Raw genomic sequence first — 22,530 nt, forward strand, 5'->3', positions numbered from 1 at the left:
AAGGAGCCCTCGAAGGCTCCGTTTTTTTATGCAACCGACCGAATCAGGCCAGCTTCTTGTGCCGTACGCGATGGGGCTGGGCAGCGGCTTCGCCGAGGCGTTTCTTGCGATCGGCCTCGTACTCGGTGTAGTTACCTTCGAAGAACACCGCTTGCGAGTCGTCTTCGTACGCCAGGATGTGGGTCGCCACGCGGTCGAGGAACCACCGATCGTGAGAGATCACAATGGCGGCGCCCGGGAAGTCCAGCAAGGCTTCTTCCAGGGAACGCAGGGTTTCCACGTCGAGGTCGTTGGACGGTTCGTCGAGCAGCAGGACGTTGCCGCCCTCCTTCAGGGTCAACGCCAGGTGCAAGCGACCGCGCTCACCGCCGGACAGGTCCTTGACGAACTTCTGCTGGTCGCCGCCCTTGAAGTTGAAGCGGCCCACGTAAGTGCGCGACGGGATTTCATAGTTGCCGATGCGGATCTGGTCGGAACCGTCGGAGATCTGCTGGAACACGGTCTTGCTGCCGTCCAGGTCTTCGCGGCTCTGGTCAACGCAGGCCAGTTGCACGGTTTCGCCGATCTCGATGCTGCCCGAATCCGGGGTTTCCTTGCCCATCAACATGCGGAACAGCGTGGATTTGCCCGCGCCGTTACCACCGATCACACCGACGATGGCGCCTTTGGGCATGGAGAACGACAGGTTGTCAATCAGCACGCGGTCGCCATAACCCTTGGTGACGTTCTTGAACTCGATGACCTTGTCACCCAGGCGCGGACCGGCCGGGATGTAGATCTCGTTGGTTTCGCTGCGCTTCTGGAATTCCTGGGACTGCATTTCCTCGAAGCGTTGCAGACGTGCCTTGGATTTGGACTGGCGGGCCTTGGCGCCTTTGCGCACCCATTCCAGTTCTTCCTTCATGGCTTTTTCATGGGCCGACTGCTGCTTGGATTCCTGGGCCAGACGATCGGACTTGGCTTCCAGCCAACCCGAGTAGTTGCCCTCGTACGGAATGCCCGCGCCGCGGTCGAGTTCGAGAATCCAGCCGGCGACGTTGTCCAAGAAGTACCGGTCGTGCGTGATCGCCACCACGGTGCCTGGGAAGTCGTGCAGGAAGTGTTCGAGCCAGGCGACAGAATCGGCGTCCAGGTGGTTGGTCGGTTCGTCGAGCAGCAGCATGTCCGGGGCCGACAGCAGCAGGCGGCACAGGGCCACGCGGCGCTTCTCACCGCCGGAGAGGTGTTCGACCTTCGCGTCCCACGCCGGCAGGCGCAGCGCATCGGCGGCAACTTCCAGCTGGCGATCGAGGTTGTGGCCGTCGCTGGCCTGCAGGATCGCTTCGAGCTTGGCCTGTTCGGCGGCCAGCTTGTCGAAATCGGCATCCGGGTCGGCGTAGGCGGCGTAGACCTCGTCGAGACGCGCTTGGGCGTCCTTGATCACGCTGACCGCTTCCTCGACCACTTCACGCACGGTCTTGGTTGGGTCCAGCTGTGGCTCTTGCGGCAAGTAGCCGATGTTCAGGTCCGGCATCGGACGGGCTTCGCCGTCGAATTCGTTATCGACGCCGGCCATGATTTTCAACAGCGTGGACTTACCCGAACCGTTGAGGCCCAACACGCCGATCTTGGCGCCAGGGAAGAAGGACAGAGAAATGTTTTTCAGGATTTCCCGCTTCGGCGGAACAACTTTGCTCAGCCGATGCATGGTGAAGACGTATTGAGCCATGGTGAACCTAGCGTCAGTGACAGGTGAAAAGAACGAGCCAGGCCATGCGCGGCGCGGGCTCTTGACGATCATCAATGCCTGCGGGCGGATAGAGCCTGGGAATCTGGAGCTGGAACGCTCTTGTTTGACCGGCAAAGCTACCTCAACCGTCGGTCAAGGTCCAGCCGCCCAGGGCTGGCACTTTGCCACAAGTCAAGGCATGCTAGCCGCCCTTCGGGCGTCCGGCTTATAGTGCACGTCGCGCCAGTCCAGCAAAACGCAGGATTACAGCTTGTCCAACGTCACTCCACCCCTGTCCCCTCGCGCACCCGCTGTCGTGCCCGGCTCGCCCCTGCGCGGGACATTGAAGGGGGCGCTGGCCACGCTCGTGCTGCTGTTGCTCGGCTTGCTGTTCTGGCAACTGCTCGATCAACTGCGCGAAACCCAGCAGCAACAGCGCCAGTACACCATCGACTACACCGCCGATCTCGCCGCGCAGGTCAGCCTGAACATGGCCTTGAACGCGCAAATCGCCCTCAACCTGCTACCGATCGTCGAACAACCGCAAAGTATCGACGAGCAGCAGGCCCTGGTTCACAAACTCCAGCAGTCGCTCCCCGAGCTGCGCAGCTTGGCATTGTTGAGCCCTTCCGGCCGGGTGCTCAGTGACAGTGATGCCAACAGCCACGATGCCGATTACCTGAGCGAACTGGTGCGACGCAGCCGGGCCCAGGCCCATTATTTCAGCAATGCCGAAGACGGTTCCGTGGTGCATCTATTGTTGCACCAGGCCAGCGGTAGCGGCCGTGGCTATTGGGCCCTGCGCTTGACCCCGAACTTTTTCGCCACCCTGACCAAGCAAGCCGATGTGGGGTTGCGCCCGCTATGGCTGGTGGAGAACCGCCTCAACCAGCAAATCATCAGCCGCGACGAGAGCCTGCCTTCGAGCAGCCCGACCCATCTGTCGCCGGATGACCTGAAAAGCACCGTACTGACCGTGCCCCTGAGCAGCAGCGACTGGCAACTGCGAGGGCTGTTCGACCGCCGCCAGGTGATCGAACAACTGTTGCCGGCCTTCATCGGCAAATGCCTGCTGGGCCTGGCGTTTTCGTTGTTGCCGGTGATCGCGCTGTTGAACATGCGTCGGCGCCAACGGCAGTTGCACGAGGGGCGGCGACGTTACCAGGATATTTTCGAAGGCACCGGCGTGGCCCTGTGCGTACTTGACCTGTCGGGGCTCAAGGCCTTTTTTGAGCGAGCCGGCCTGCACACGGGCGATCAATTGCGCGCCTGGCTGCAAACCACTCACCAACTCGAACAGCTGCGCCAGGAAGTTCACGTCACCGAAGTCAACCAGATGGCGTTGAAATTGCTCAACGTCGATTCCTGCGACCAGGCTTGGCAGTTGCTGGTCGGCAAAGGTGCGCAGGACAACAACCCCGTCGGCTCGAAGCTGCTCGAAGCGCTGCTCGACCAACACAAGCAACTGGAACTGGAGATCAAGCTCCAGGACGCCCATGGTCGCGACCAGCACCTGTGGCTGGTGCTGCGCCTGCCGGAAAAACAGCACGACTACAACGCGGTCATCCTGAGCATCAGCGACATCACCAGCCGCAAGCTGATCGAGCTCTCGCTGCTCGAACGCGAGGGGTTCTGGTCCGACGTGGTGCGCACCGTGCCGGACCATCTCTATGTGCAGGACGTCATCAGCCAGCGGATGATCTTCAGCAACCATCACCTGGGCCAGACCCTGGGATATGACCGCACCGAACTGCACCAGATGGGCGAGTACTTCTGGGAAATCCTGCTGCACAGCGACGATGCCGATCACTACCACAACCTGCGCCAGGAACAACGGCGGGGCGGCTACACGCAGTTGCTGCAATGCCAATTGCGCTTTCGTCATCGCAATGGCAAGTGGCGCTGTTTCGACATCCGTGAACAGGCCCTGGCCCGCGACCGACATAACCAGGTGACGCGAATCATCGGCGTGGCCAAGGACGTCACCGAGCAGATCGAGGCCAGCGAATCGCTGCGCGACAGCGAGCAACGCTACCGGATGCTCGCCGAAAGCATCAGCGACGTGATTTTCTCCACCGACAACAAGCTTTCGCTCAACTATGTCAGCCCGTCGGTGCAAGCGGTGCTGGGCTACACCGCCGATTGGATTTTCCAGAACGGTTGGCAATCGATCATCGCCAACCCGCAACAACTGACCGGCATCTACAGCCTGATGGACCGGGTCAGCAAGGCCCTCGACAAGCCCGCACAACTGGCCGAGCTGCGCAACCAGATGCAGACCCAGTTGTTCCTGTTCGACTGCCTGCGTGCCGACGGGCGCAAGATCCCCATCGAGCTGCGGTTGGTGCTGGTGTGGGATGAACATGGCGCGTTCGAAGGCGTTCTGGGTGTGGGCCGCGACATCAGCCAGCAACGTCGCGCCGAAAAAGACCTGCGCATGGCCGCCACGGTCTTCGAGCACTCGACCTCGGCGATCCTGATCACCGACCCGGCCGGCTACATCGTCCAGGCCAACGAAGCCTTCAGTCGCGTCAGCGGTTATGCTGTATCGCAAGTGCTGGACCAATTGCCCAACATGCTGACCGTGGACGACCAGCAGGAAGCCCACCTGCGCTACGTGCTCAAGCAACTGCAACAGCACAGCACCTGGGAAGGCGAAGTCTGGCTCAAGCGCCGCAATGGCGAGCACTACCCTGCCTGGGTCGGCATCACCGCGGTGCTGGATGACGAAGGCGACCTGGCCAGCTATGTGTGTTTCTTCAGCGACATCAGCGAACGCAAGGCCAGCGAGCAGCGCATTCATCGCCTGGCCTATTACGACGCCCTGACCCACCTGCCCAACCGCACGCTGTTCCAGGATCGCCTGCACACCGCGCTGCAATCGGCCGAACGGCAGAAGACCTGGGTCGTGCTGATGTTCCTCGACCTGGACCGGTTCAAGCCGATCAACGACTCCCTCGGCCATGCCGCCGGCGACCGGATGCTCAAGGAAATGGCCACGCGCCTGCTCGGCTGCGTCGCCGACGACGACACCGTGGCGCGCATGGGCGGCGACGAGTTCACCCTGCTGCTGCAACCGCGCGCCAGCCGTGAAATGGCGCTGAACCGGGCCATCAACGTGGCCGAGCAGATCCTCGCCAGTCTGGTCCGCCCCTTCGTGCTCGAAGGCCGCGAGTTCTTCGTCACCGCCAGTATTGGCATCGCCCTGAGCCCCCAGGACGGCAACGAGCTGAGCCAGTTGATGAAGAACGCCGACACGGCCATGTATCACGCCAAGGAACGCGGCAAGAACAACTTCCAGTTCTACCAGGCCGACATGAACGCCAGCGCCCTGGAGCGCCTGGAACTGGAAAGTGACCTGCGCCATGCCCTGGAGCAGAACGAGTTCGTGCTGTATTACCAGCCGCAGTTCAGCGGCGATGGCAAACGCCTGACCGGCGCCGAGGCCTTGTTGCGCTGGCGCCATCCGCGACGCGGGTTGGTGCCGCCGGGGGATTTCATCCCGGTACTCGAAGAACTCGGGCTGGTGGTGGATGTCGGCGACTGGGTCATCACCGAAGCCTGCCGGCAGCTCAGGACCTGGCACCAGGCCAAGGTCCGGGTGCCGAAAGTCTCGGTCAACATTTCCGCCCGGCAGTTCTCCGACGGCCAGTTGGGCACGCGCATTGCCAATATCCTGCGCAGCACTGGCCTGCCGCCGGCCTGCCTGGAGCTGGAACTGACGGAAAGTATCCTGATGCGTGAAGTCAGCGAGGCGATGCAGATCCTCGCCGGGTTGAAGAACCTGGGCCTGAGCATTGCCGTCGATGATTTCGGCACCGGTTATTCGTCGCTCAACTACCTCAAGCAATTCCCCATCGACGTGCTGAAGATCGACCGCACCTTCGTCGACGGCCTGCCCTCCGGCGAGCAGGATGCGCAGATCGCCCGGGCGATCATCGCCATGGCCCACAGCCTCAACCTGGCGGTGATCGCCGAAGGCGTCGAGACCCACGAGCAACTGGACTTCCTGCGTGAACACGGCTGCGACGAAGTCCAGGGTTACCTGTTCGGCCGGCCGATGCCGGCCAATCGGTTCGAAGCGCAGTTCAGCAATGATGCGTTGTTCATGCTCGACTGAGGCCCTTCAGCGCCTGTAGCGGCCTCATCGCGAGCCTGGACGACACACAATTGTCCATGAAACCCATTCGTCCAAGACATGACGCCCTTTCATATGCCTTCCAAAACCGGTTGAGGTAGAATGCCCCCCTTTTCTGCCCCGATCCTTGAGGACCGCCATGTTCAGCCGTGATTTGACTATTGCCAAGTACGACGCCGATCTCTTTGCCGCCATGGAGCAAGAAGCTCAGCGCCAGGAAGAGCACATCGAGCTGATCGCTTCGGAAAACTACACCAGCCCCGCGGTGATGGAAGCTCAAGGCTCGGTACTGACCAACAAGTACGCCGAAGGCTACCCAGGCAAGCGCTACTACGGTGGTTGCGAATACGTCGACGTGGTCGAGCAACTGGCCATCGACCGCGCCAAGCAACTGTTCGGCGCCGATTACGCCAACGTCCAGCCACACGCTGGCTCCCAAGCCAACGCCGCCGTGTACCTGGCGCTGCTGTCGGCCGGCGACACCATCCTGGGCATGAGCCTGGCCCACGGCGGTCACCTGACCCACGGCGCCAGCGTTTCCTCCTCTGGCAAGCTGTACAACGCCGTCCAGTACGGCATCGACGGCAACGGCCTGATTGACTACGACGAAGTCGAGCGCCTGGCCCTCGAGCACAAGCCGAAAATGATCGTGGCCGGTTTCTCCGCCTACTCCCAAGTCCTCGACTTCCCGCGTTTCCGCGAGATCGCCGACAAGGTCGGTGCCTACCTGTTCGTCGACATGGCCCACGTTGCCGGCCTGGTCGCCGCAGGCGTCTACCCGAACCCGGTGCCGTTCGCCGACGTGGTCACCACCACCACCCACAAGACCCTGCGCGGTCCACGTGGTGGCCTGATCCTGGCCCGTGCCAACGCCGACATCGAGAAAAAGCTGAACTCCGCCGTCTTCCCGGGCGCCCAGGGTGGCCCGCTGGAGCACGTGATCGCAGCCAAGGCGATCTGCTTCAAGGAAGCCCTGCAACCTGAGTTCAAGGCTTACCAGCAACAAGTGGTGAAGAATGCCAAGGCCATGGCCGGCGTGTTCATCGAGCGCGGCTTCGACGTGGTGTCCGGCGGTACTGAAAACCACCTGTTCCTGCTCTCGCTGATCAAGCAGGAAATCTCCGGCAAAGACGCCGACGCGGCGCTGGGCAAGGCGTTCATCACCGTCAACAAGAACTCGGTGCCCAACGACCCACGCTCGCCGTTCGTCACTTCGGGCCTGCGCTTCGGCACCCCAGCCGTGACCACTCGCGGCTTCAAGGAAGCCGAGTGCAAGGAACTGGCCGGCTGGATCTGCGACATCCTGGCAGACCTGAACAACGAAGCGGTCATCGACGCCGTGCGTGAGAAGGTCAAGGCCATCTGCAAGAAGCTGCCGGTATACGGCGCTTAATTAGCTCGCTAACGCGTAGCCAAAAAGGCCCGCATCGAAAGATGCGGGCCTTTTTTATTGGCGTTCATTTTTAGCATCCTCTGAGGTGAATACCGGTAGAACACCGGTGAGGCTGGGATAACCATCTACCCCCTGTGGCGAGGGAGCTTGCTCCCGCTCGGTTGCGCAGCGACCGCAAAATGTTGGGGCTGCTGCGCCCGAAGCGTCGGACCGGCCAGCTGGAGCAAGCTCCCTCGCCACAGGTTTGTATCATGTCCTCGTTATTCGCTTAGGCCTTGGGGGCAAAATTTTTTCCAACTTGGGAAAGGCTCAAGCACAGGGCTTTCACCACAACTGGTAAGACCGGTCAAGCCAAATCGCTGTAGCCGGGCTTGCATACCCGCGAAAACAGCGCCTAGACTGCGCCTGCACTGGACAAACCGGTAAGACCACAATAATGAAGTCCCGACGCCAGCCCCTCTGGCGAACAAGGACACCGAACCAGGAATCCCTCCCATGCTCAAATGGTGCTCGCGGTCGATCTTCCTTCAAGTTGTCCTCGGACTGGTGCTCGGCATCGTCTGCGGGCTTACCCTTCCCGAATACTCTGCACAGCTCAAACCCCTCGGCGACGGCTTTATCAAGCTGATCAAGATGCTCATCGGCCTGATCGTGTTCTGCGTGGTGGTCAGCGGCATCTCCGGCGCCGGTGATCTCAAGAAGGTCGGGCGCATTGGCCTCAAATCGGTCATCTACTTCGAAGTGCTCACCACCATCGCCCTGATCATCGGCCTGGTCCTTGCCTTCAGCACCGGCATTGGCAGTGGTGCGAACATCCACCTGGAGCAGCTCTCCAGCACGGACGTGAACGATATCGCCCAGCGCGGCCAGCACCTGGTCACCACTACGCAGTTCCTGATGAACCTGATCCCGACCTCAGTGATCGGAGCGTTCGCGGAAAACAATATCCTGCAGGTGCTGCTGTTCGCCGTGCTGTTCGGCAGTGCCTTGAACCTCGTGGGTGACGCCGCTTCCGGTATTTCACGGCTGATCAACGAACTCAGCCACGTGATCTTCCGCATCATGGGCATGATCGTGCGCCTGGCCCCTATCGGCGTGTTTGGCGCCATTGCCTTCACCACCAGCAAATATGGCCTGGACTCGCTGCAGCACCTGGGTAGCCTCGTCGGCCTGTTCTACCTGACCTGCATCGCGTTCGTCGCCGTGATTCTCGGTCTGGTGATGCGCGCATCGGGCCTGCCGATGCTGCCGTTTCTCAAATACCTGCGCGAAGAGCTGCTGATCGTCCTCGGTACCGCTTCGTCCGATGCCGTGCTGCCACAGATCATGCGCAAGCTCGAGCACCTGGGGATCGGCAGCTCCACCGTGGGCTTGGTGATTCCAACCGGTTACTCGTTCAACCTGGATGGCTTTTCGATTTACCTGACCCTGGCGATTGTCTTCATTGCCAACGCCACCGGTACACCCCTGGCCCTGAGCGATCTGTTGACCATCCTGCTGGTGTCGCTGATCACTTCCAAGGGCGCCCATGGCATTCCCGGCTCGGCATTGGTAATCCTGGCGGCGACGCTGACCGCGATCCCGGCGATCCCGGTGGTGGGCCTGGTGCTGGTGTTAGCCGTCGACTGGTTCATGGGCATTGGCCGGGCCCTGACCAACCTGATTGGCAACTGCGTGGCCACCGTGGCGATTGCCCGCTGGGAGAAAGACATCGATGTTCCTCGCGCGCGCAAGGTGCTGTCCGGCCAACAAGGCTATACCTTTCAACCCAGAAAACCGGTGGGCAGTGCCCATCACCAGCAATTCTGAAAGACGGCGATGCCGGCCCGCGAGCCGGCATTGCCTGTTGATTTCCAAGGAGTCACATGTGATCAGCTCATCGACCGTCGTCAATTCCGTGGTGGAGAAACTCCGCGCCGCCCTCGCCCGGGGCCAGTGGCGCTCGGGGGACATGCTGCCCGGCCAGCGCGAACTGGCCGAGCAACTGGGCATCAGCCGGCCCAGCCTGCGTGAAGCGGTGATCGTCCTGGAGACCCTGGGTCTGGTGCGTTCGATGCCCGGCAAAGGCGTCGTGGTATTGGAGGCCAATCTCAACGATACCGTCAGTGAAGGCAGCGCCATGGCCGGCGCGAGCCTGGAAGACCTGCTGCAACTGCGCTACACCCTGGAGCCCTTCATCGTCGGCCTCGTTGCCCAGTCCATCAGCAGCAAGGAAGTCGGCCAGTTGCGCCTGACCCTCATGGACATGCGCGAAGCCCTGGAAGCCAATGACAGCGACGCCTGTGCCAACGCCTACATCGCTTTCCATGAAGAACTGTTTGCCCTGACGTCCAACCCGATCTTCCAGAACGTGGTCCAGCAGACCAGCAACGCCCTCAAGCAAAGCGCCGATGTGTTGCGTAACTCGCCCGAACACCTGGCCGAACGCCTGGAAGAAAACGAAGCCGTGGTCCGTGCCATCCGTGGCAAGAACAGCGCCCAGGCCAGCGCCGAAATGCGTCGGCACATTCTCCGGGAAGGCCAGCGCATGGGCATCGAATTGAATATTCCGGACGACAGCCTCGGCACTTGAGCCTGGGCCTGCGGAGACCGTCATGAACACTCTCGTTTCCCATCAACATAACCGCAATGTACTCGCCACCCTGCCCCTGCCCGGCCGGATCGGCAAACCGTCGGTGGACGATATCTACCCGCGGATCTTCGACGCCATCCTCGAACAACGCATTGCCCCGGCCAGCCGCTTCACCGAGGAAAGCCTGGGAGACGTGTTCGGTGTCAGCCGCAGCATCATTCGCCGCGTCCTGGCGCGCCTGTCCCACCAGCAAGTGGTGATACTGCGGCCCAACCACCGCCCCCAGGTCGCCGCGCCAGATCTGGAGCAGACCCGGCAGATCCTCCACGCTCGCCGCCTGGCCGAGCAGACGCTGGTGCGCCTGGCCTGCCAGGCGCCGCGACCGCAGGATCTACGACGGCTTCGGGATCTGGTGGAACAGGAACAGCACTGCCTGGACCGCGGCGAGCGTGGCCCGGCGATACGCCTGTCCGGCGAGTTTCACCTGCAACTGGCCGCCATGGCCGGTAACGCGCCGTTGCTGCAATTTCTCGGCAGCCTGGTGCCGTTGACCTCGTTGGCCCTGGCGCGACACGAGGTCAAGTCGCGCCGACATTGCGCCTGGCAGGAACACTTGGCGATCGTCGACGCCGTGGAAGGTCGCAACGTCAACGAAGCCGTGCGGCTGATGGACGAGCACCTGGACCATCTGGAGCAAAAATTGCTGATCAAATAGCTGTTGTGGCGAGGGAGCTTGCTCCCGCTGGGGGGCGTAGCCGCCCTCGCTTTTTGGCGGTTGCTGCGCAACCGAGCGGGAGCAAGCTCCCTCGCCACGAAAAGCGCCTCAGGCAGACGTTTTGACGAACGCAGGCACAGTCAAAGTAGCGCGGCTTCGAATCCGGCGCGGATCTTCTCTTCAGGCAGTTCGTCGGCGATGAACACGATCACGCTTTCCCGAGCTTCGTCGGGTGCCCATTCGGTGTCCCAATCGAAACCGTACAACTTGAGCACGCCTTGGAACACCAGTCGACGGGGTTCGCCCGCGATGTTCAGCACGCCTTTGTAGCGCAGCAGTTGCTTGCCGTGTTCTTCCAGCAATTGGTTCATGAACTCGCTGAGCTTGTCGATATCCAGCGCCTTGTCGGTGCGCAACACCAGGCTGCTGATGCGATCGCCCGGGGTGGCCTTGCCCACCGGTCGCAGGCTGAACCCTGCGCCCAGGTCCGCATTGAGGTTGAAGCCGCGAATGTCGAGCAACTCGGCCAAGTCGATCTGGCCGTGTTCGACCACCCTGATCGGCGCCCGCCGATTGATGCGTGTCAGGCGCTCGCCTAGGGCCTGGACCTGGACGGCGTCCACCAGGTCGGTCTTGCTCAGCAGCAGGCGATCGGCAAACCCGACCTGGGCCTGGGCGATGGCCTGGGCCAGGTGGATATCGGCGTGAGCGGCATCCACCAGCGTCAGAATGCCGTCGAGGATATAACGCTCGCGCAAGTCCTCGTCGATGAAAAAAGTCTGCGCCACCGGGGCCGGGTCGGCCAATCCGGTGCATTCGATCACCAGGCGATCAAAAGCGATTTCGCCGCTGTCCAGCCGCTCGAGCAACAGGTACAAGGCCTTGGTCAGGTCGGTGTGAATGGTGCAGCACACGCAACCGTTGGCCAGGGTCATGACTTGCACCGGCTCGTCGCCCAGCAGTTGGGTGTCGATACTGGCGTCGCTGAATTCGTTCTCAATCACGGCGATTTTCAGGCCGTGTTCGGCCTTGAGCAGATGGCGCAACAGCGTGGTCTTGCCGGCGCCGAGGAAGCCGCTGAGGATGGTGACCGGGATGGGAGAGGACAAACTGAATCTCCTTGATGCCTGAAAGGAAAACGGTTTTGTGGGAGCGAGCCTGCTCGCGAAGGCGTCAGGTCAGTCGACATTATCATTAACTGACACGCCGCTATCGCGAGCAAGCTCGCTCCCACAAGGGACCGGTAGTGTATGCAAATCCTGAGACCACCCCACAAGGGATCGGTGGTGTAGGCAAATCCTGAGACCACCCCACAAGGGATCGGTGGTGTAGGCAAATCCTGAGACCACCCCACAAGGGATCTGTGGTGTAGGCAAATCCTGAGGACCAACCCAAAACAACTGTGGGAGCGAGCTTGCTCGCGATAGCGGTGTGTCAGCCACATCAATGGCGACTGACCTGACGCCTTCGCGAGCAAGCTCGCTCCCACAGGGTTGCATCATCCACTGGCAATCAGCGGTTCAACAGCACTTGGGCCCACCCTTGCCACCGTAACGGGCCTCCTGGCGTTCCCGGAAGAACGCCTCATAGTCCATCATCGGCTTGTCCGGGTGCTTGGTTTGCATGTGCTCGACGTAGTTGTCGTAGTCGGGCATGCCGACCATCAGGCGGGCGGCCTGACCGAGGTATTTACCCAAGCGACTCAAGTCATTGAACATCGTTGCAATCCTCTATCAAGCGTCCGGCAGGGCCTGGAAGGGTGCTTCCTTGTCCGTGCGTTCCTTCGTGCCCCAGGCGGCGATGCCAACCTTGAGCGCGTAGAACAGGATGCTGAAGACCACGAACAGGAACAACACCGTCAGCGTTGCGTTGGTGTAGGCGTTGAACACCACGTGCTGCATCTGCTCGATGCTCTTGGCCGGGGCCAGGATCTGGCCGGCGGCCAGGGCGTCGTTGTATTTGCGCGCCAGGGCCAGGAAGCCGATCGCCGGGTTGGCGTCGAACAGCTTGATCAGGCCCGCGGTGGTGGTGCAGATCAGCAGCCAGCTCGCCGGCAGCAGCGTGACCCAGACATAGCGCTGGCGCTTCATCTTGATCAGCACCACGGTGGCGAGCATCAGGGCGATCCCGGCCAGCATCTGGTTGGAAATGCCGAACAGCGGCCACAAGGTGTTGATGCCGCCCAGCGGATCGATCACGCCCTGGTACAACAAGTAACCCCACAGCGCCACGCAGCCGGCGGTGGCGATCAGGTTGGCGGTCCAGGATTCGGTGCGCTTGAGGGCCGGCACGAACGAGCCGAGCAAGTCCTGCAGCATGAACCGCCCGGCACGGGTGCCGGCGTCCACCGCGGTGAGGATGAACAGCGCTTCGAACAGGATCGCGAAGTGGTACCAGAACGCCATGGTGTTCTCACCCGGCAGCACCGAGTGCAGGATCTGCGCGATCCCGACCGCCAGGGTCGGCGCACCGCCGGCACGGGCCAGGATGGTGGTCTCGCCGATGTCCTTGGCCACCGCTTGCAGCGCGTCGGGGGTGATTGCAAAGCCCCAACTGCTGACGGTCTGGGCCACGGCCACCACATCAGTACCGACGATCGCCGCCGGGCTGTTCATGGCGAAGTACACGCCCGGTTCGATCACCGAAGCGGCCACCATGGCCATGATCGCCACGAAGGACTCCATCAGCATGCCGCCGTAACCGATGTAGCGGGCGTTGGTTTCGTTATCCAGCAGCTTGGGCGTGGTGCCCGAGGAGATCAGCGCGTGGAAGCCCGAGACCGCGCCGCAGGCGATGGTGATGAACAGGAACGGGAACAGCCCGCCCTTCCACACCGGCCCGGTGCCGTCGGTGAACTGGGTCAGTGCCGGCATTTTCAGCTCGGGCATGGTGACCAGGATGCCGATCGCCAGGGCGACGATGGTGCCGATCTTGAGGAACGTGGACAGGTAGTCCCGTGGCGCGAGGATCAGCCACACCGGCAGCACCGCCGCGACAAAACCGTAGCCGATCAACATCCAAGTGATCTGGATCCCGGTGAAGGTGAAGGCCTTGGCCCAGACCGGGTCGGCGGCAATCTGCCCGCCCAGCCAGATCGAACCCAGCAGCAACAGCACGCCGATGATCGAGATCTCGCCGATGCGGCCCGGGCGGATGTAGCGCATGTAGATGCCCATGAACATCGCGATCGGGATGGTCGCCATCACCGTGAAAATGCCCCACGGGCTCTCGGCCAGGGCCTTGACCACGATCAGCGCCAGCACCGCGAGGATGATGATCATGATCAGGAAGCAGCCGAACAGCGCGATGGTGCCGGGGATACGGCCCATTTCCTCGCGCACCATGTCGCCCAGGGAGCGACCGTTGCGGCGGGTGGACAGGAACAGGACCATGAAGTCCTGCACCGCACCGGCCAGCACCACGCCGGCGATCAGCCAGAGCGTGCCGGGCAGGTAGCCCATCTGCGCCGCCAGCACCGGCCCGACCAACGGCCCCGCGCCAGCAATGGCCGCGAAGTGGTGGCCAAAAAGGATGTGTTTGTTGGTCGGGACGTAGTCCAGGCCATCGTTGTTGAGCACGGCGGGGGTGGCCCGGCGCGCATCGAGTTGCATCACGTTGTTGGCGATGAAGAGGCTGTAGTAGCGGTAGGCGACCAGGTAGATGGCCACGGCGGCGACGACGATCCAGAGGGCGTTGATCGCCTCGCCTCGACGCAAGGCCACGACGCCCAGGGCGCTCGCACCTATGACGGCCAGCAGTAGCCAGGGCAGATGGCGTAGCAGGCTATTATTGTTTTTCATTTTTATATTCCAGCCAGGGTGGACAAGAAAGATAGCCACTGGAGTTTAGCGCTAACCTGGGCAAAGGCCATACCCGACATTCGTCTGTCTGTTGCCGAACGGTGACGATGCTCTCCCAGTTCGGTCTATAGTCAGTGAATCTCCAGAGGGAATGCGTAATGAGCGAACGTCGCCGCTTCGTACGAGTTGAATTCCATGCCAGGACCGAACTGAGCCAGGGCCCGTTTATCTGGCCGGTGGAGTTATTGGATTTATCCCTCAAGGGGCTGCTGATCACAAAACCCGAACCCTGGCTTGGCGCCCCCGACCAACCCTTCATGGCGGATATCCATTTGAGCCCTGACGCGGAGATCAAAATGGAAGTTCGGTTGGCCCATGATGACCATGGTCACCTGGGCTTCGTCTGCGAACATATCGACCTGGCTTCCATCGCACACCTACGCCGATTGATAGAGCTGAACCTGGGCGACCCTAAGGAGCTGGAGCGGGAGTTGAAGGCTTTGATCCATATTTGAAAAGCCCCGCCGCAGCCCCCGTGTGCACAGTCCCCGCCCTGTGCACGATCCCCTGTGGCGAGGGAGCTTGCTCCCGCTGGGCTGCGTAGCAGCCCCAAGAGCAGCAACTCCACCAACCTGACACACCGCGATGCATATTTGAGGGGCTGCTGCGCACCCCAGCGGGAGCAAGCTCCCTCGCCACGGAGGCCTGCATCCGCCTCGGCATTATTCGAACAACGCATCCAACGCCTGTTCCAGGCGTGTCACTGCAATGATCTGCAACCCAGCCGGCGCTTCCTTCGGCGCGTTCCCCTTGGGCACGATGGCGCGTTTGAAGCCGTGCTTGGCGGCTTCCTTGAGCCGCTCCTGCCCGCTGGGCACCGGTCGCACTTCCCCCGACAGCCCGACTTCACCAAACACCAACAGATCATGGGGCAGCGGCCGGTTGCGCAGGCTGGACATGACCGCCGCCATCAACGCGAGGTCGGATGCGGTCTCCAGTACCTTGACCCCACCCACGACATTGAGGAACACGTCCTGGTCATGTGTCGGGATCCCACCGTGTCGATGCAATACCGCCAGCAGCATGGCCAGCCGGTTCTGATCCAGGCCCAGGGTGACCCGTCGTGGGTTCGCCAAGTGACTGTCGTCCACCAGCGCCTGCACCTCGACCAACATCGGCCGGGTCCCTTCCCACGTTGCCATGACCACGCTACCGGGGACTTCTTCCTGGGCACGTGTCAGAAAGATCGCCGACGGGTTCGAGACTTCTTTCAGGCCCCTGTCGGTCATGCCGAACACCCCCAGTTCATTGACCGCGCCAAAGCGATTCTTCACCGCCCGTAGCAAACGCAGGCGCCCATCGGATTCGCCTTCGAAATACAACACGGTGTCGACCATGTGCTCCAACACCCGCGGTCCCGCTAACGCACCTTCCTTGGTGACATGGCCCACCAGGAAAATCGCCGTGCCGCTCTGCTTGGCGTAGCGCACCAGCAACGCCGCGCTTTCACGCACTTGGGACACGCCGCCCGGGGCCGACTGCAGTTGTTCGGTGAAAATGGTCTGGATCGAGTCGATGACCATCACCTTGGGCTTTTCCAGGCGCGCCGTGGCAATGATGGTTTCGATGCAGGTCTCGGTCATGACCCGCAGTTGGTCCTGGGGCAAGCCCAGGCGCCGGGCGCGCATGGCGACCTGTTGCTGGGACTCTTCGCCCGTGACGTACAACGCCGGCATGCGCGTGGCGAGGTTGCACAAGGTTTGCAACAGGATGGTGGATTTACCGATGCCCGGATCGCCACCGATCAGCACCACCGAGCCGTCCACCAAGCCGCCCCCCAGCACCCGATCCAATTCACCGGACGCGGTGGAGAAACGCGGGATTTCTTCGACGCTGACTTCGGCCAGGGTCTTGATCTGCGCCTGTTGGCCGGCCCAGCCCGTGCGCCCGGTAGGGGCCGCCGCGCCGCCGCTTTCCACCATGGTTTCGGTCAGGGTGTTCCAGGCTCCGCATTCACTGCATTGTCCGGCCCACTTGGGGAAGGTCGAGCCGCACTCGGTGCAGCCGTACATGCGCTTTGCCTTGGCCATCTCAACTCCGGGGTAAAAACCGCGATGATAGCAGTCGGGCTTTATTGCGGGGCCGGCATTCTGATTTCACCGTTGGCCAGATTCGTCGCGGTATTGCCCAACGGATCCCTGGCCTCCAGGTCGGCGCCCTTGGCCTTCAAGGCATCGAGCAACTCGCCACGCTTGAACAGGCCGGCATACATCGCGGCGGTCTGCCCCGCGCCATTGCGTTGGTCCGGGCTGCAGTCGGTGGACAATAAACGACGCGCAATCTGCACTTCGCCTTTAAAAATGGCGCCCATCAGTGCGGTGTTGCCACGCTTGTCCTGGGCACAGGCATCGGCCCCCGCGGCCAGCAACCGCTCCACCGCCGGCCCGTGGCCGTGATAGGCCGCCAGAATCAGCGCGGTGTAGCCCTTCTCATCCCGGGTATCCAACGAGTAGCCGGCCTCGATAAACGTATCGAGCATCGGCACGTCGCCCCGACGCGCGGCGTCGAAATAATAACTTTGCAGTTGCTCCTGCACCGCCGCCGGTTCGGTGGCTATTGGTTGATCGGCCAGTGCATTCACTGACCAGGCCACAAGCATCGATAAAAGCAATTTACCCATCATGACGTCTCCTCATTCCTCAAAGACTGTGGGAGCGAGCTTGCTCGCGATGCAGACACTGCGGTGCACAGCCAGACCGAGTTGCCTGCATCGCGAGCAAGCTCGCTCTCACAGATGGATCAGTCGCTCAGTTTTCCCGCCAGCGCCTTGACCCGGGCCAGGTCGCCTTTGGCAACACGGGCCACGCCAGTGCCGTATTCAGGATCGGCCTTGTAGAGGAACGACAGGATGATGTGCTTGCTCTCGTCATCGGTGGTCGCCAGGGAGCCACCAAAGCTTTCGATCAAGTCATCACGCTCTTTCTTGCTGAACGAACGATACAGATCACCGGCCTGCTTGAAGTTCTGCTCGCGCTGGATCTTCGCCTGCTGGGTGCTGCCGCTCAGCGCGGCCTGGCTGTAGCGTGCCGCTTGCGGTTCTTCGCGAGGCATCAGGCGGCTCGGTTGGTAATTCACGCCGGTGCTGGTGCTGCCCGGGTTCATCGCGCCGTCCTGGTTGCCGTTGTTCACCGCCACCTTGGGGGCGTTGATCGGCAACTGCAGGGCATTGGCGCCTATCCGGTACATTTGCGTATCGGCGTAGGAAAACACCCGTCCCTGGAGCAAACGGTCCTCGGAAGGCTCGATGCCCGGCACCAGGTTGGCCGGCGCCATGGCCACCTGCTCGGTTTCTTGGAAGACATTCGCCGGATTACGGTTCAAGACCATTTGCCCGACCTTGCGCTCAGCCACACCCGGCCAGATCTTGGTCGCGTCCAATGGATCGAAATCAAACTTGGCCAGGTCCTGTGGATTCAACACTTGGACGTACAAGTCCCACTTCGGGAAGTCGCCCTTATTGATATGACTGACCAAGTCATTGGTCATATGGCTGTAATCTTGACCCTGAACTTTCACAACTTCTTTCGGATCGAGATTTTTCAAACCCTGCAAACTTTTCCAATGAAACTTCACATAATGAACTTCACCCTTGGCGTTAACCAATTTGTAGGCATGCACACCATTACCGTCCATTTCACGATAACTGGCGGGCGTGCCGGCGTTGGAATACAACTCGGTCAGGGTGCGGGTCGATTCTGGAACATGGGAGAAGAAGTCGAACCGGCGCGAATCATCGTCCAGGTTGGTCCGCGGGTCGGGTTTGAAGGCATGAACCATGTCTGGAAACTTGATGGCATCACGAATGAAAAAGGTCGGGAAGTTGTTGCCCACCAAGTCCCAGTTACCGTCGGCGGTGTAGAACTTCGTGGCGAAGCCTCGGGGGTCGCGCAGGGTTTCCGGTGAATGATTACCGTGCACCACGGCCGAAAACCGCACGAACACCGGGGTCACCTGGCCTGCGGCGAACACCTTGGCCTTGGTCAAGTCGCTGAGGTCGTCGGACACCGTGAAGGTGCCGTGGGCACCGGTACCGCGGGCATGCACCACGCGCTCGGGGATGCGTTCACGGTCGAAGCGTTGGAGCTTCTGGATCAACTGCACGTCTTGCAACAGGGTCGGACCGTTGGGACCTGCCGTTTGCGAATTCTGGTTATCGCCGACCGCCGCACCGTTGTCCCGGGTCAGGGTGGCCGCATTGACAGACAAGGATAGAAGGCTCGCGGTCAGCACAAAAAAAGCGCGGCGATGGGAATAAGCCCCGTGGCCAAGGGAAGTGTTCATAGCATGTTCCTCTGATGTTATAGAGCGCATCCATGTGCGCCATCCAGAGGCTAGTGCCGGAAAAAAGAAAACCTAAATAGAAATGCCATACCGTGCCGATAGAAAAAACGTTATAGGGCCCGGGCCTGAAACCGCGTATCGCGCGCGATTGATGGCACTTTGTAAACTTTTCCTCCCCGCTCAGGTCGATAACGGAAGCTTTGTAAGCAAGCGTTTCGAGCAAGACCCGTTGGGCTGACTTACACTGCCACTCATCTTTCATCTGTCACAAGGAATAACTCATGGGCGTGCTAAGCGAGTTCAAGGCCTTCGCGGTCAAAGGCAATGTCGTCGACATGGCCGTCGGGATCATCATCGGGGCCGCTTTTGGCAAAATCGTTTCGTCATTCGTTGGCGACGTGGTCATGCCGCCAATTGGCCTGTTGATCGGTGGCGTGGACTTCAGTGACCTGGCCATCACCCTCAAGGCCGCCCAGGGTGATGCGCCTGCGGTGGTACTGGCCTACGGTAAATTCATCCAGAGCACCATTGATTTCATCATCGTCGCGTTCGCCATCTTCATGGGCGTCAAGGCCATCAACCGCCTTAAGCGTGAAGAGGCCGTGGCTCCCAGCGCCCCGCCGGTCCCGACCAAGGAAGAGCTGCTGCTGAGTGAGATTCGCGATCTGCTCAAGGCTCAGAACGAGCGGCCCTGAGCCGTTTAATCACTGACACTTCTGTGGCGAGGAGCCAATCCTCCACACCACAACCTACCAGTAGTTTTCCACCGCCACCTGGCCCGGACGACGGGTCAGGCTCAGTTGCAGGCCCCTGGCCTTGAGCAGCTTGCGCGTGTCGTCGATCATTTGCGGGTTGCCGCATAGCATCACCCGCGAATGCTCCGGTGTCAGCGCTACGCCGGCCGCGCGCTCCAACTCGCCATTGTCGATCAGCGTAGTAATCCGCCCGTTGAGCGCTCCCAGATGCTGCTCACGGGTGATGGTCGCAATGAAACGAAACTTGTGAGCGTACTCGGCCAGGTAGTCACGCTGGGGCAGTTCCTTGATGAGCTCCTGATAGGCCAGCTCCCGTGCCTCGCGCACGCTGTAGACCAAGATGATCCGCTCGAATTTTTCCCAGACCTCGAAATCCTGGAGGATCGAAAGAAACGGCGCCACGCCCGTCCCCGTGGACAGCAACCACAGATCCCGACCGTCGACGAAGCGGTCCAGCGTCAGGTAGCCAAAAGCCTGGCGATCCACCAACAGTTCGTCACCCGGCTGCAAGCGGCTGAGTTCGCTGGTGAATTCGCCATCGGGAACCACGATGGAAAAAAATTCGAGGAATTCGTCGAATGGCGACGACACCATGGAGTACGCCCGCCAGACGGTGGCGCCGTCCGCCTTGGCGACGCCCAGCCGGGCAAACTGGCCCGCCCGGAAGCGAAAACCGCGATCCCGGGTCGTGCGCAAGGTAAATAAATGAGGCGTCAACGGCTGGACATCGAGCAGGGTCTGGCGGGTGAACTTCTCTGCGCTGTCGGTCATGGGCCACTCCTATGAGACAAGACGTGCAGTGTCCCGCAAAGTGAACCCTTTCACCACCGACGAGCGAGCAATAGCACTTTAGCTGGACTCATTCCACGCATAACTTTTACCAAAACTGTACAAAGTTATAAACGCTGCAAAAGAAATCAACCTACAGAAAAATTACATTACAGTTTTGTAAGCTAGTTAAAAAATCTCATACAAAGTTAGGAATAGTCCTACACTAAAAAATGCGCATCATGGATTGGATCCATATAGACGGATCAAACTCAGGAGAAAGCGATGGACAGGTGGAAGGATTTACAGCTGAGGAAATTATCCTGTGAAAAAGACCTGCAGACGGCCTATCGTCTGGTACTGAATTTCTTTAACAATCAAGGATTTGAATATTGTGCATTTTCAGCCTATCTCGGAAGCCCCCACAAACACACCAGTAAGGTGGACCTGAACAACTACCCTTATGGATGGGACCGGTTTTATGAACAAAACGGTTATGCAGCGAATGACCCAGTAGTAGCACATTGCAATCAATCAACGCTCCCGATCCTGTGGGAGGAGAGTGTTTTCGCTAAAGCCCCCAAGTTATGGCGGGAACTTAATCGACTGGGACTCAAGTACGGCTGGACCCAGGCCGTTCATGACGAACAAGACGCGCAATGCAGCCTGTTCAGCCTCGCACGGACTCATTGCCCCATCGATATCGAGGAGCACTATGGAAATCTCGGCTACGCCATCTATGCCAGTCAAAAACTGCATGCCCTGGCCAGCAAAAAACTGGCAGACGCCATCACAGCCCAACCCAAATGTCACTTGTCGCCAAGAGAAATCGAAGTGTTGAGGTGGTCAGCCGAAGGCAAGACGGCGTCGGAAGTGGGCAGGATTCTCTGTCTTTCCGAACGAACCGTGAATTTTCATGTGTGCAGTTGCATGCGAAAGCTAAACGTCAGCAATAAGATTTCAGCAGTGGCCAAAGCCGCCCAGATCCATGTGATCTAACCCTTGGCCCGGCGTTGCCGAGCTGAAAAACCCGCGAGTAATGTGCAACAAAAAAACGTACCATTTGCGGTTCCTCTTGAATGATGCCGCTGCTAGCACGCGACGCCGTTCATTCAGGTGGTCCCGCACAGACACCTACCTCCAGGCAGCGGGACATTCGTTGATCTCCAGAGTCCCCAGCCATGCCCCTGCTTGACAGCCCTTTCGCTCAACTTGACCTGATCCGCCAACCCGAACAGCAGAACGAACCGCTGCAAGCCTTCGATGCGGCCGACGAATACCTGCTCGCGTACCTGGCCGAACAACAACCGGTCGCGCAGACTCGGGTCCTGGTGCTCAATGACGGCTTCGGCGCCCTGGCGGCCAGCCTGGCCGGTAACGTCCTGGTGACCAGCAGCGGTGATTCCTTCCTGGCTTTGCAGGCCCTGGAGAAAAACCTGGTGCGCAATGGCCGGCCCTTCGATGCGGTGCCCACGTTGCCCGCCAGCGAGCCGTTGACCGGCCCGTTCGATCGCGTCCTGATCAAAGTACCGAAAACCCTGGCCCTGCTGGAGGAACAACTGATTCGCCTGCAAGGCCAACTGGCGCCGGGCGCCCAAGTGATTGCCGGGGCCATGGTCAAGCACTTGCCCCGGGCCGCCGGCGATTTGCTGGAGCGTTACATCGGCCCGGTGCAGGCCTCACTGGCGGTGAAAAAAGCGCGGCTATTGATCGCCACGCCGCCAGCTGCCTCTTCGCCGGGCAATGTGCCGGCCGTATCGCCCTATCCCACGCGCTACTGGCTGGACGAGCCGAAGATCGAACTGCTCAACCACGCCAACGTGTTCTGCCGCGAAGGCCTGGACATCGGTACCCGTGCGTTCCTGCCCCATCTGCCAAAAAATCTCGGGACGGCCCGGGTCGCCGATCTGGGCTGCGGCAATGGCGTGCTGGCCATCGCCAGTGCCCTGCAAAACCCTGAGGCCCACTACACCTTGGTGGACGAGTCGTACATGGCCGTGCAATCGGCCGCCGAGAACTGGCGCGCGGCCTTGGGCGAGCGCGAAGTGACCGTCCGGGCCGGTGATGGCCTGGCCGGGCAAGAGGCGCAGTCATTGGATGTGGTGCTGTGCAACCCGCCCTTTCACCAGCAGCAGGTGGTGGGCGATTTCCTCGCCTGGCGGATGTTTCAGCAGGCTCGCGAAGCGTTGGTAGTAGGCGGCGCGCTGTACATCGTCGGCAACCGGCACCTGGGCTACCACAGCAAAGTGGCGCGGCTGTTCCGAGGTGTCGAGCAAGTGGCCGCCACGCCGAAATTCGTGATCCTCAAGGCCCGAAAATAATGATTGGCCTGTGGGAGCA

General features: G+C 60.8%; 17 protein-coding genes. 9 read left to right on the forward strand and 8 right to left on the reverse strand.

Annotation, left to right across the window (positions count from 1 at the left end):
* Positions 1 to 43: 43 nt before the first annotated feature.
* A complete protein-coding gene (ettA, locus tag ACLH0I_RS25380; RefSeq protein ID WP_030140297.1) occupies positions 44 to 1,708 on the reverse strand; it encodes an energy-dependent translational throttle protein EttA in 1,665 nt (554 codons plus the stop codon).
* Positions 1,709 to 1,979: 271 nt separating this feature from the next.
* Between ettA and ACLH0I_RS25385 the strand changes: the two genes are divergently transcribed.
* From ACLH0I_RS25385 to ACLH0I_RS25405, 5 genes are all read left to right on the forward strand, one after another.
* Complete coding sequence (locus tag ACLH0I_RS25385; RefSeq protein WP_411385676.1) at positions 1,980 to 5,828, forward strand: EAL domain-containing protein; 3,849 nt, start codon at positions 1,980 to 1,982, stop codon at positions 5,826 to 5,828.
* Between the two features lie 157 nt (positions 5,829 to 5,985).
* The gene (gene glyA, locus ACLH0I_RS25390; protein ID WP_039593914.1) at positions 5,986 to 7,239 is read left to right on the forward strand and encodes a serine hydroxymethyltransferase; all 1,254 of its coding nucleotides are present in this window, start codon (positions 5,986 to 5,988) and stop codon (positions 7,237 to 7,239) included.
* Between the two features lie 495 nt (positions 7,240 to 7,734).
* A complete protein-coding gene (locus tag ACLH0I_RS25395) occupies positions 7,735 to 9,048 on the forward strand; it encodes a C4-dicarboxylate transporter DctA (RefSeq protein ID WP_411385677.1) in 1,314 nt (437 codons plus the stop codon).
* Positions 9,049 to 9,106: 58 nt separating this feature from the next.
* On the forward strand, positions 9,107 to 9,811 hold the full coding sequence (locus ACLH0I_RS25400) for a FadR/GntR family transcriptional regulator (protein ID WP_411385678.1): 705 nt from the start codon (positions 9,107 to 9,109) through the stop codon (positions 9,809 to 9,811).
* Between the two features lie 22 nt (positions 9,812 to 9,833).
* Complete coding sequence (locus ACLH0I_RS25405) at positions 9,834 to 10,526, forward strand: GntR family transcriptional regulator (RefSeq protein ID WP_411385679.1); 693 nt, start codon at positions 9,834 to 9,836, stop codon at positions 10,524 to 10,526.
* Positions 10,527 to 10,666: 140 nt separating this feature from the next.
* On the opposite strand, the gene yjiA is transcribed toward ACLH0I_RS25405, so the two are convergent.
* From yjiA to ACLH0I_RS25420, 3 genes are all read right to left on the reverse strand, one after another.
* Positions 10,667 to 11,635: a GTPase gene (gene yjiA, locus ACLH0I_RS25410; RefSeq protein WP_411385680.1), complete on the reverse strand. Its 969-nt coding sequence runs from the start codon at positions 11,633 to 11,635 to the stop codon at positions 10,667 to 10,669.
* Between the two features lie 411 nt (positions 11,636 to 12,046).
* Positions 12,047 to 12,244, reverse strand: a complete 198-nt coding sequence (locus ACLH0I_RS25415) for a YbdD/YjiX family protein (protein ID WP_003182142.1) — start codon at positions 12,242 to 12,244, stop codon at positions 12,047 to 12,049.
* A 15-nt stretch (positions 12,245 to 12,259) separates the two neighbouring features.
* Positions 12,260 to 14,326, reverse strand: coding sequence for a carbon starvation CstA family protein (locus ACLH0I_RS25420; protein ID WP_411385681.1), 2,067 nt, complete (start codon positions 14,324 to 14,326; stop codon positions 12,260 to 12,262).
* Positions 14,327 to 14,484: 158 nt separating this feature from the next.
* Between ACLH0I_RS25420 and ACLH0I_RS25425 the strand changes: the two genes are divergently transcribed.
* Positions 14,485 to 14,841: a PilZ domain-containing protein gene (locus ACLH0I_RS25425; protein WP_411385682.1), complete on the forward strand. Its 357-nt coding sequence runs from the start codon at positions 14,485 to 14,487 to the stop codon at positions 14,839 to 14,841.
* 207 nt (positions 14,842 to 15,048) lie between these two features.
* Here the strand turns inward: ACLH0I_RS25425 and radA are convergent, their stop codons facing one another.
* The 3 genes from radA to katB form a co-directional block, all read right to left on the reverse strand.
* The gene (gene radA, locus ACLH0I_RS25430) at positions 15,049 to 16,416 is read right to left on the reverse strand and encodes a DNA repair protein RadA (protein ID WP_030140305.1); all 1,368 of its coding nucleotides are present in this window, start codon (positions 16,414 to 16,416) and stop codon (positions 15,049 to 15,051) included.
* Positions 16,417 to 16,457: 41 nt separating this feature from the next.
* Positions 16,458 to 16,985, reverse strand: coding sequence for an ankyrin repeat domain-containing protein (locus ACLH0I_RS25435; protein WP_411387558.1), 528 nt, complete (start codon positions 16,983 to 16,985; stop codon positions 16,458 to 16,460).
* Positions 16,986 to 17,125: 140 nt separating this feature from the next.
* The gene (gene katB, locus ACLH0I_RS25440) at positions 17,126 to 18,667 is read right to left on the reverse strand and encodes a catalase KatB (RefSeq protein ID WP_411385683.1); all 1,542 of its coding nucleotides are present in this window, start codon (positions 18,665 to 18,667) and stop codon (positions 17,126 to 17,128) included.
* A gap of 281 nt (positions 18,668 to 18,948) precedes the next feature.
* On the opposite strand from katB, the gene mscL reads away from it, so the two are divergent.
* A complete protein-coding gene (mscL, locus tag ACLH0I_RS25445) occupies positions 18,949 to 19,362 on the forward strand; it encodes a large-conductance mechanosensitive channel protein MscL (protein ID WP_003205779.1) in 414 nt (137 codons plus the stop codon).
* A gap of 54 nt (positions 19,363 to 19,416) precedes the next feature.
* Here mscL and ACLH0I_RS25450 read toward each other — a convergent pair whose 3' ends face one another.
* A complete protein-coding gene (locus ACLH0I_RS25450; RefSeq protein ID WP_250963269.1) occupies positions 19,417 to 20,193 on the reverse strand; it encodes a ferredoxin--NADP reductase in 777 nt (258 codons plus the stop codon).
* A 282-nt stretch (positions 20,194 to 20,475) separates the two neighbouring features.
* Between ACLH0I_RS25450 and ACLH0I_RS25455 the strand changes: the two genes are divergently transcribed.
* Together ACLH0I_RS25455 and ACLH0I_RS25460 are read left to right on the forward strand one after the other, a co-directional pair.
* Positions 20,476 to 21,189 carry an autoinducer binding domain-containing protein gene (locus ACLH0I_RS25455; RefSeq protein WP_250963270.1) on the forward strand — a complete coding sequence of 238 codons (714 nt, stop codon included), beginning with the start codon at positions 20,476 to 20,478 and terminating at the stop codon, positions 21,187 to 21,189.
* Between the two features lie 182 nt (positions 21,190 to 21,371).
* The gene (locus ACLH0I_RS25460) at positions 21,372 to 22,511 is read left to right on the forward strand and encodes a methyltransferase (RefSeq protein ID WP_411385684.1); all 1,140 of its coding nucleotides are present in this window, start codon (positions 21,372 to 21,374) and stop codon (positions 22,509 to 22,511) included.
* Positions 22,512 to 22,530 lie beyond the last annotated feature (19 nt).

Origin of the sequence: Pseudomonas sp. MPB03, from assembly GCF_046605385.1 — a bacterium.
In the GTDB taxonomy this organism is placed as follows: Bacteria; Pseudomonadota; Gammaproteobacteria; order Pseudomonadales; family Pseudomonadaceae; genus Aquipseudomonas; species Aquipseudomonas zanjanensis.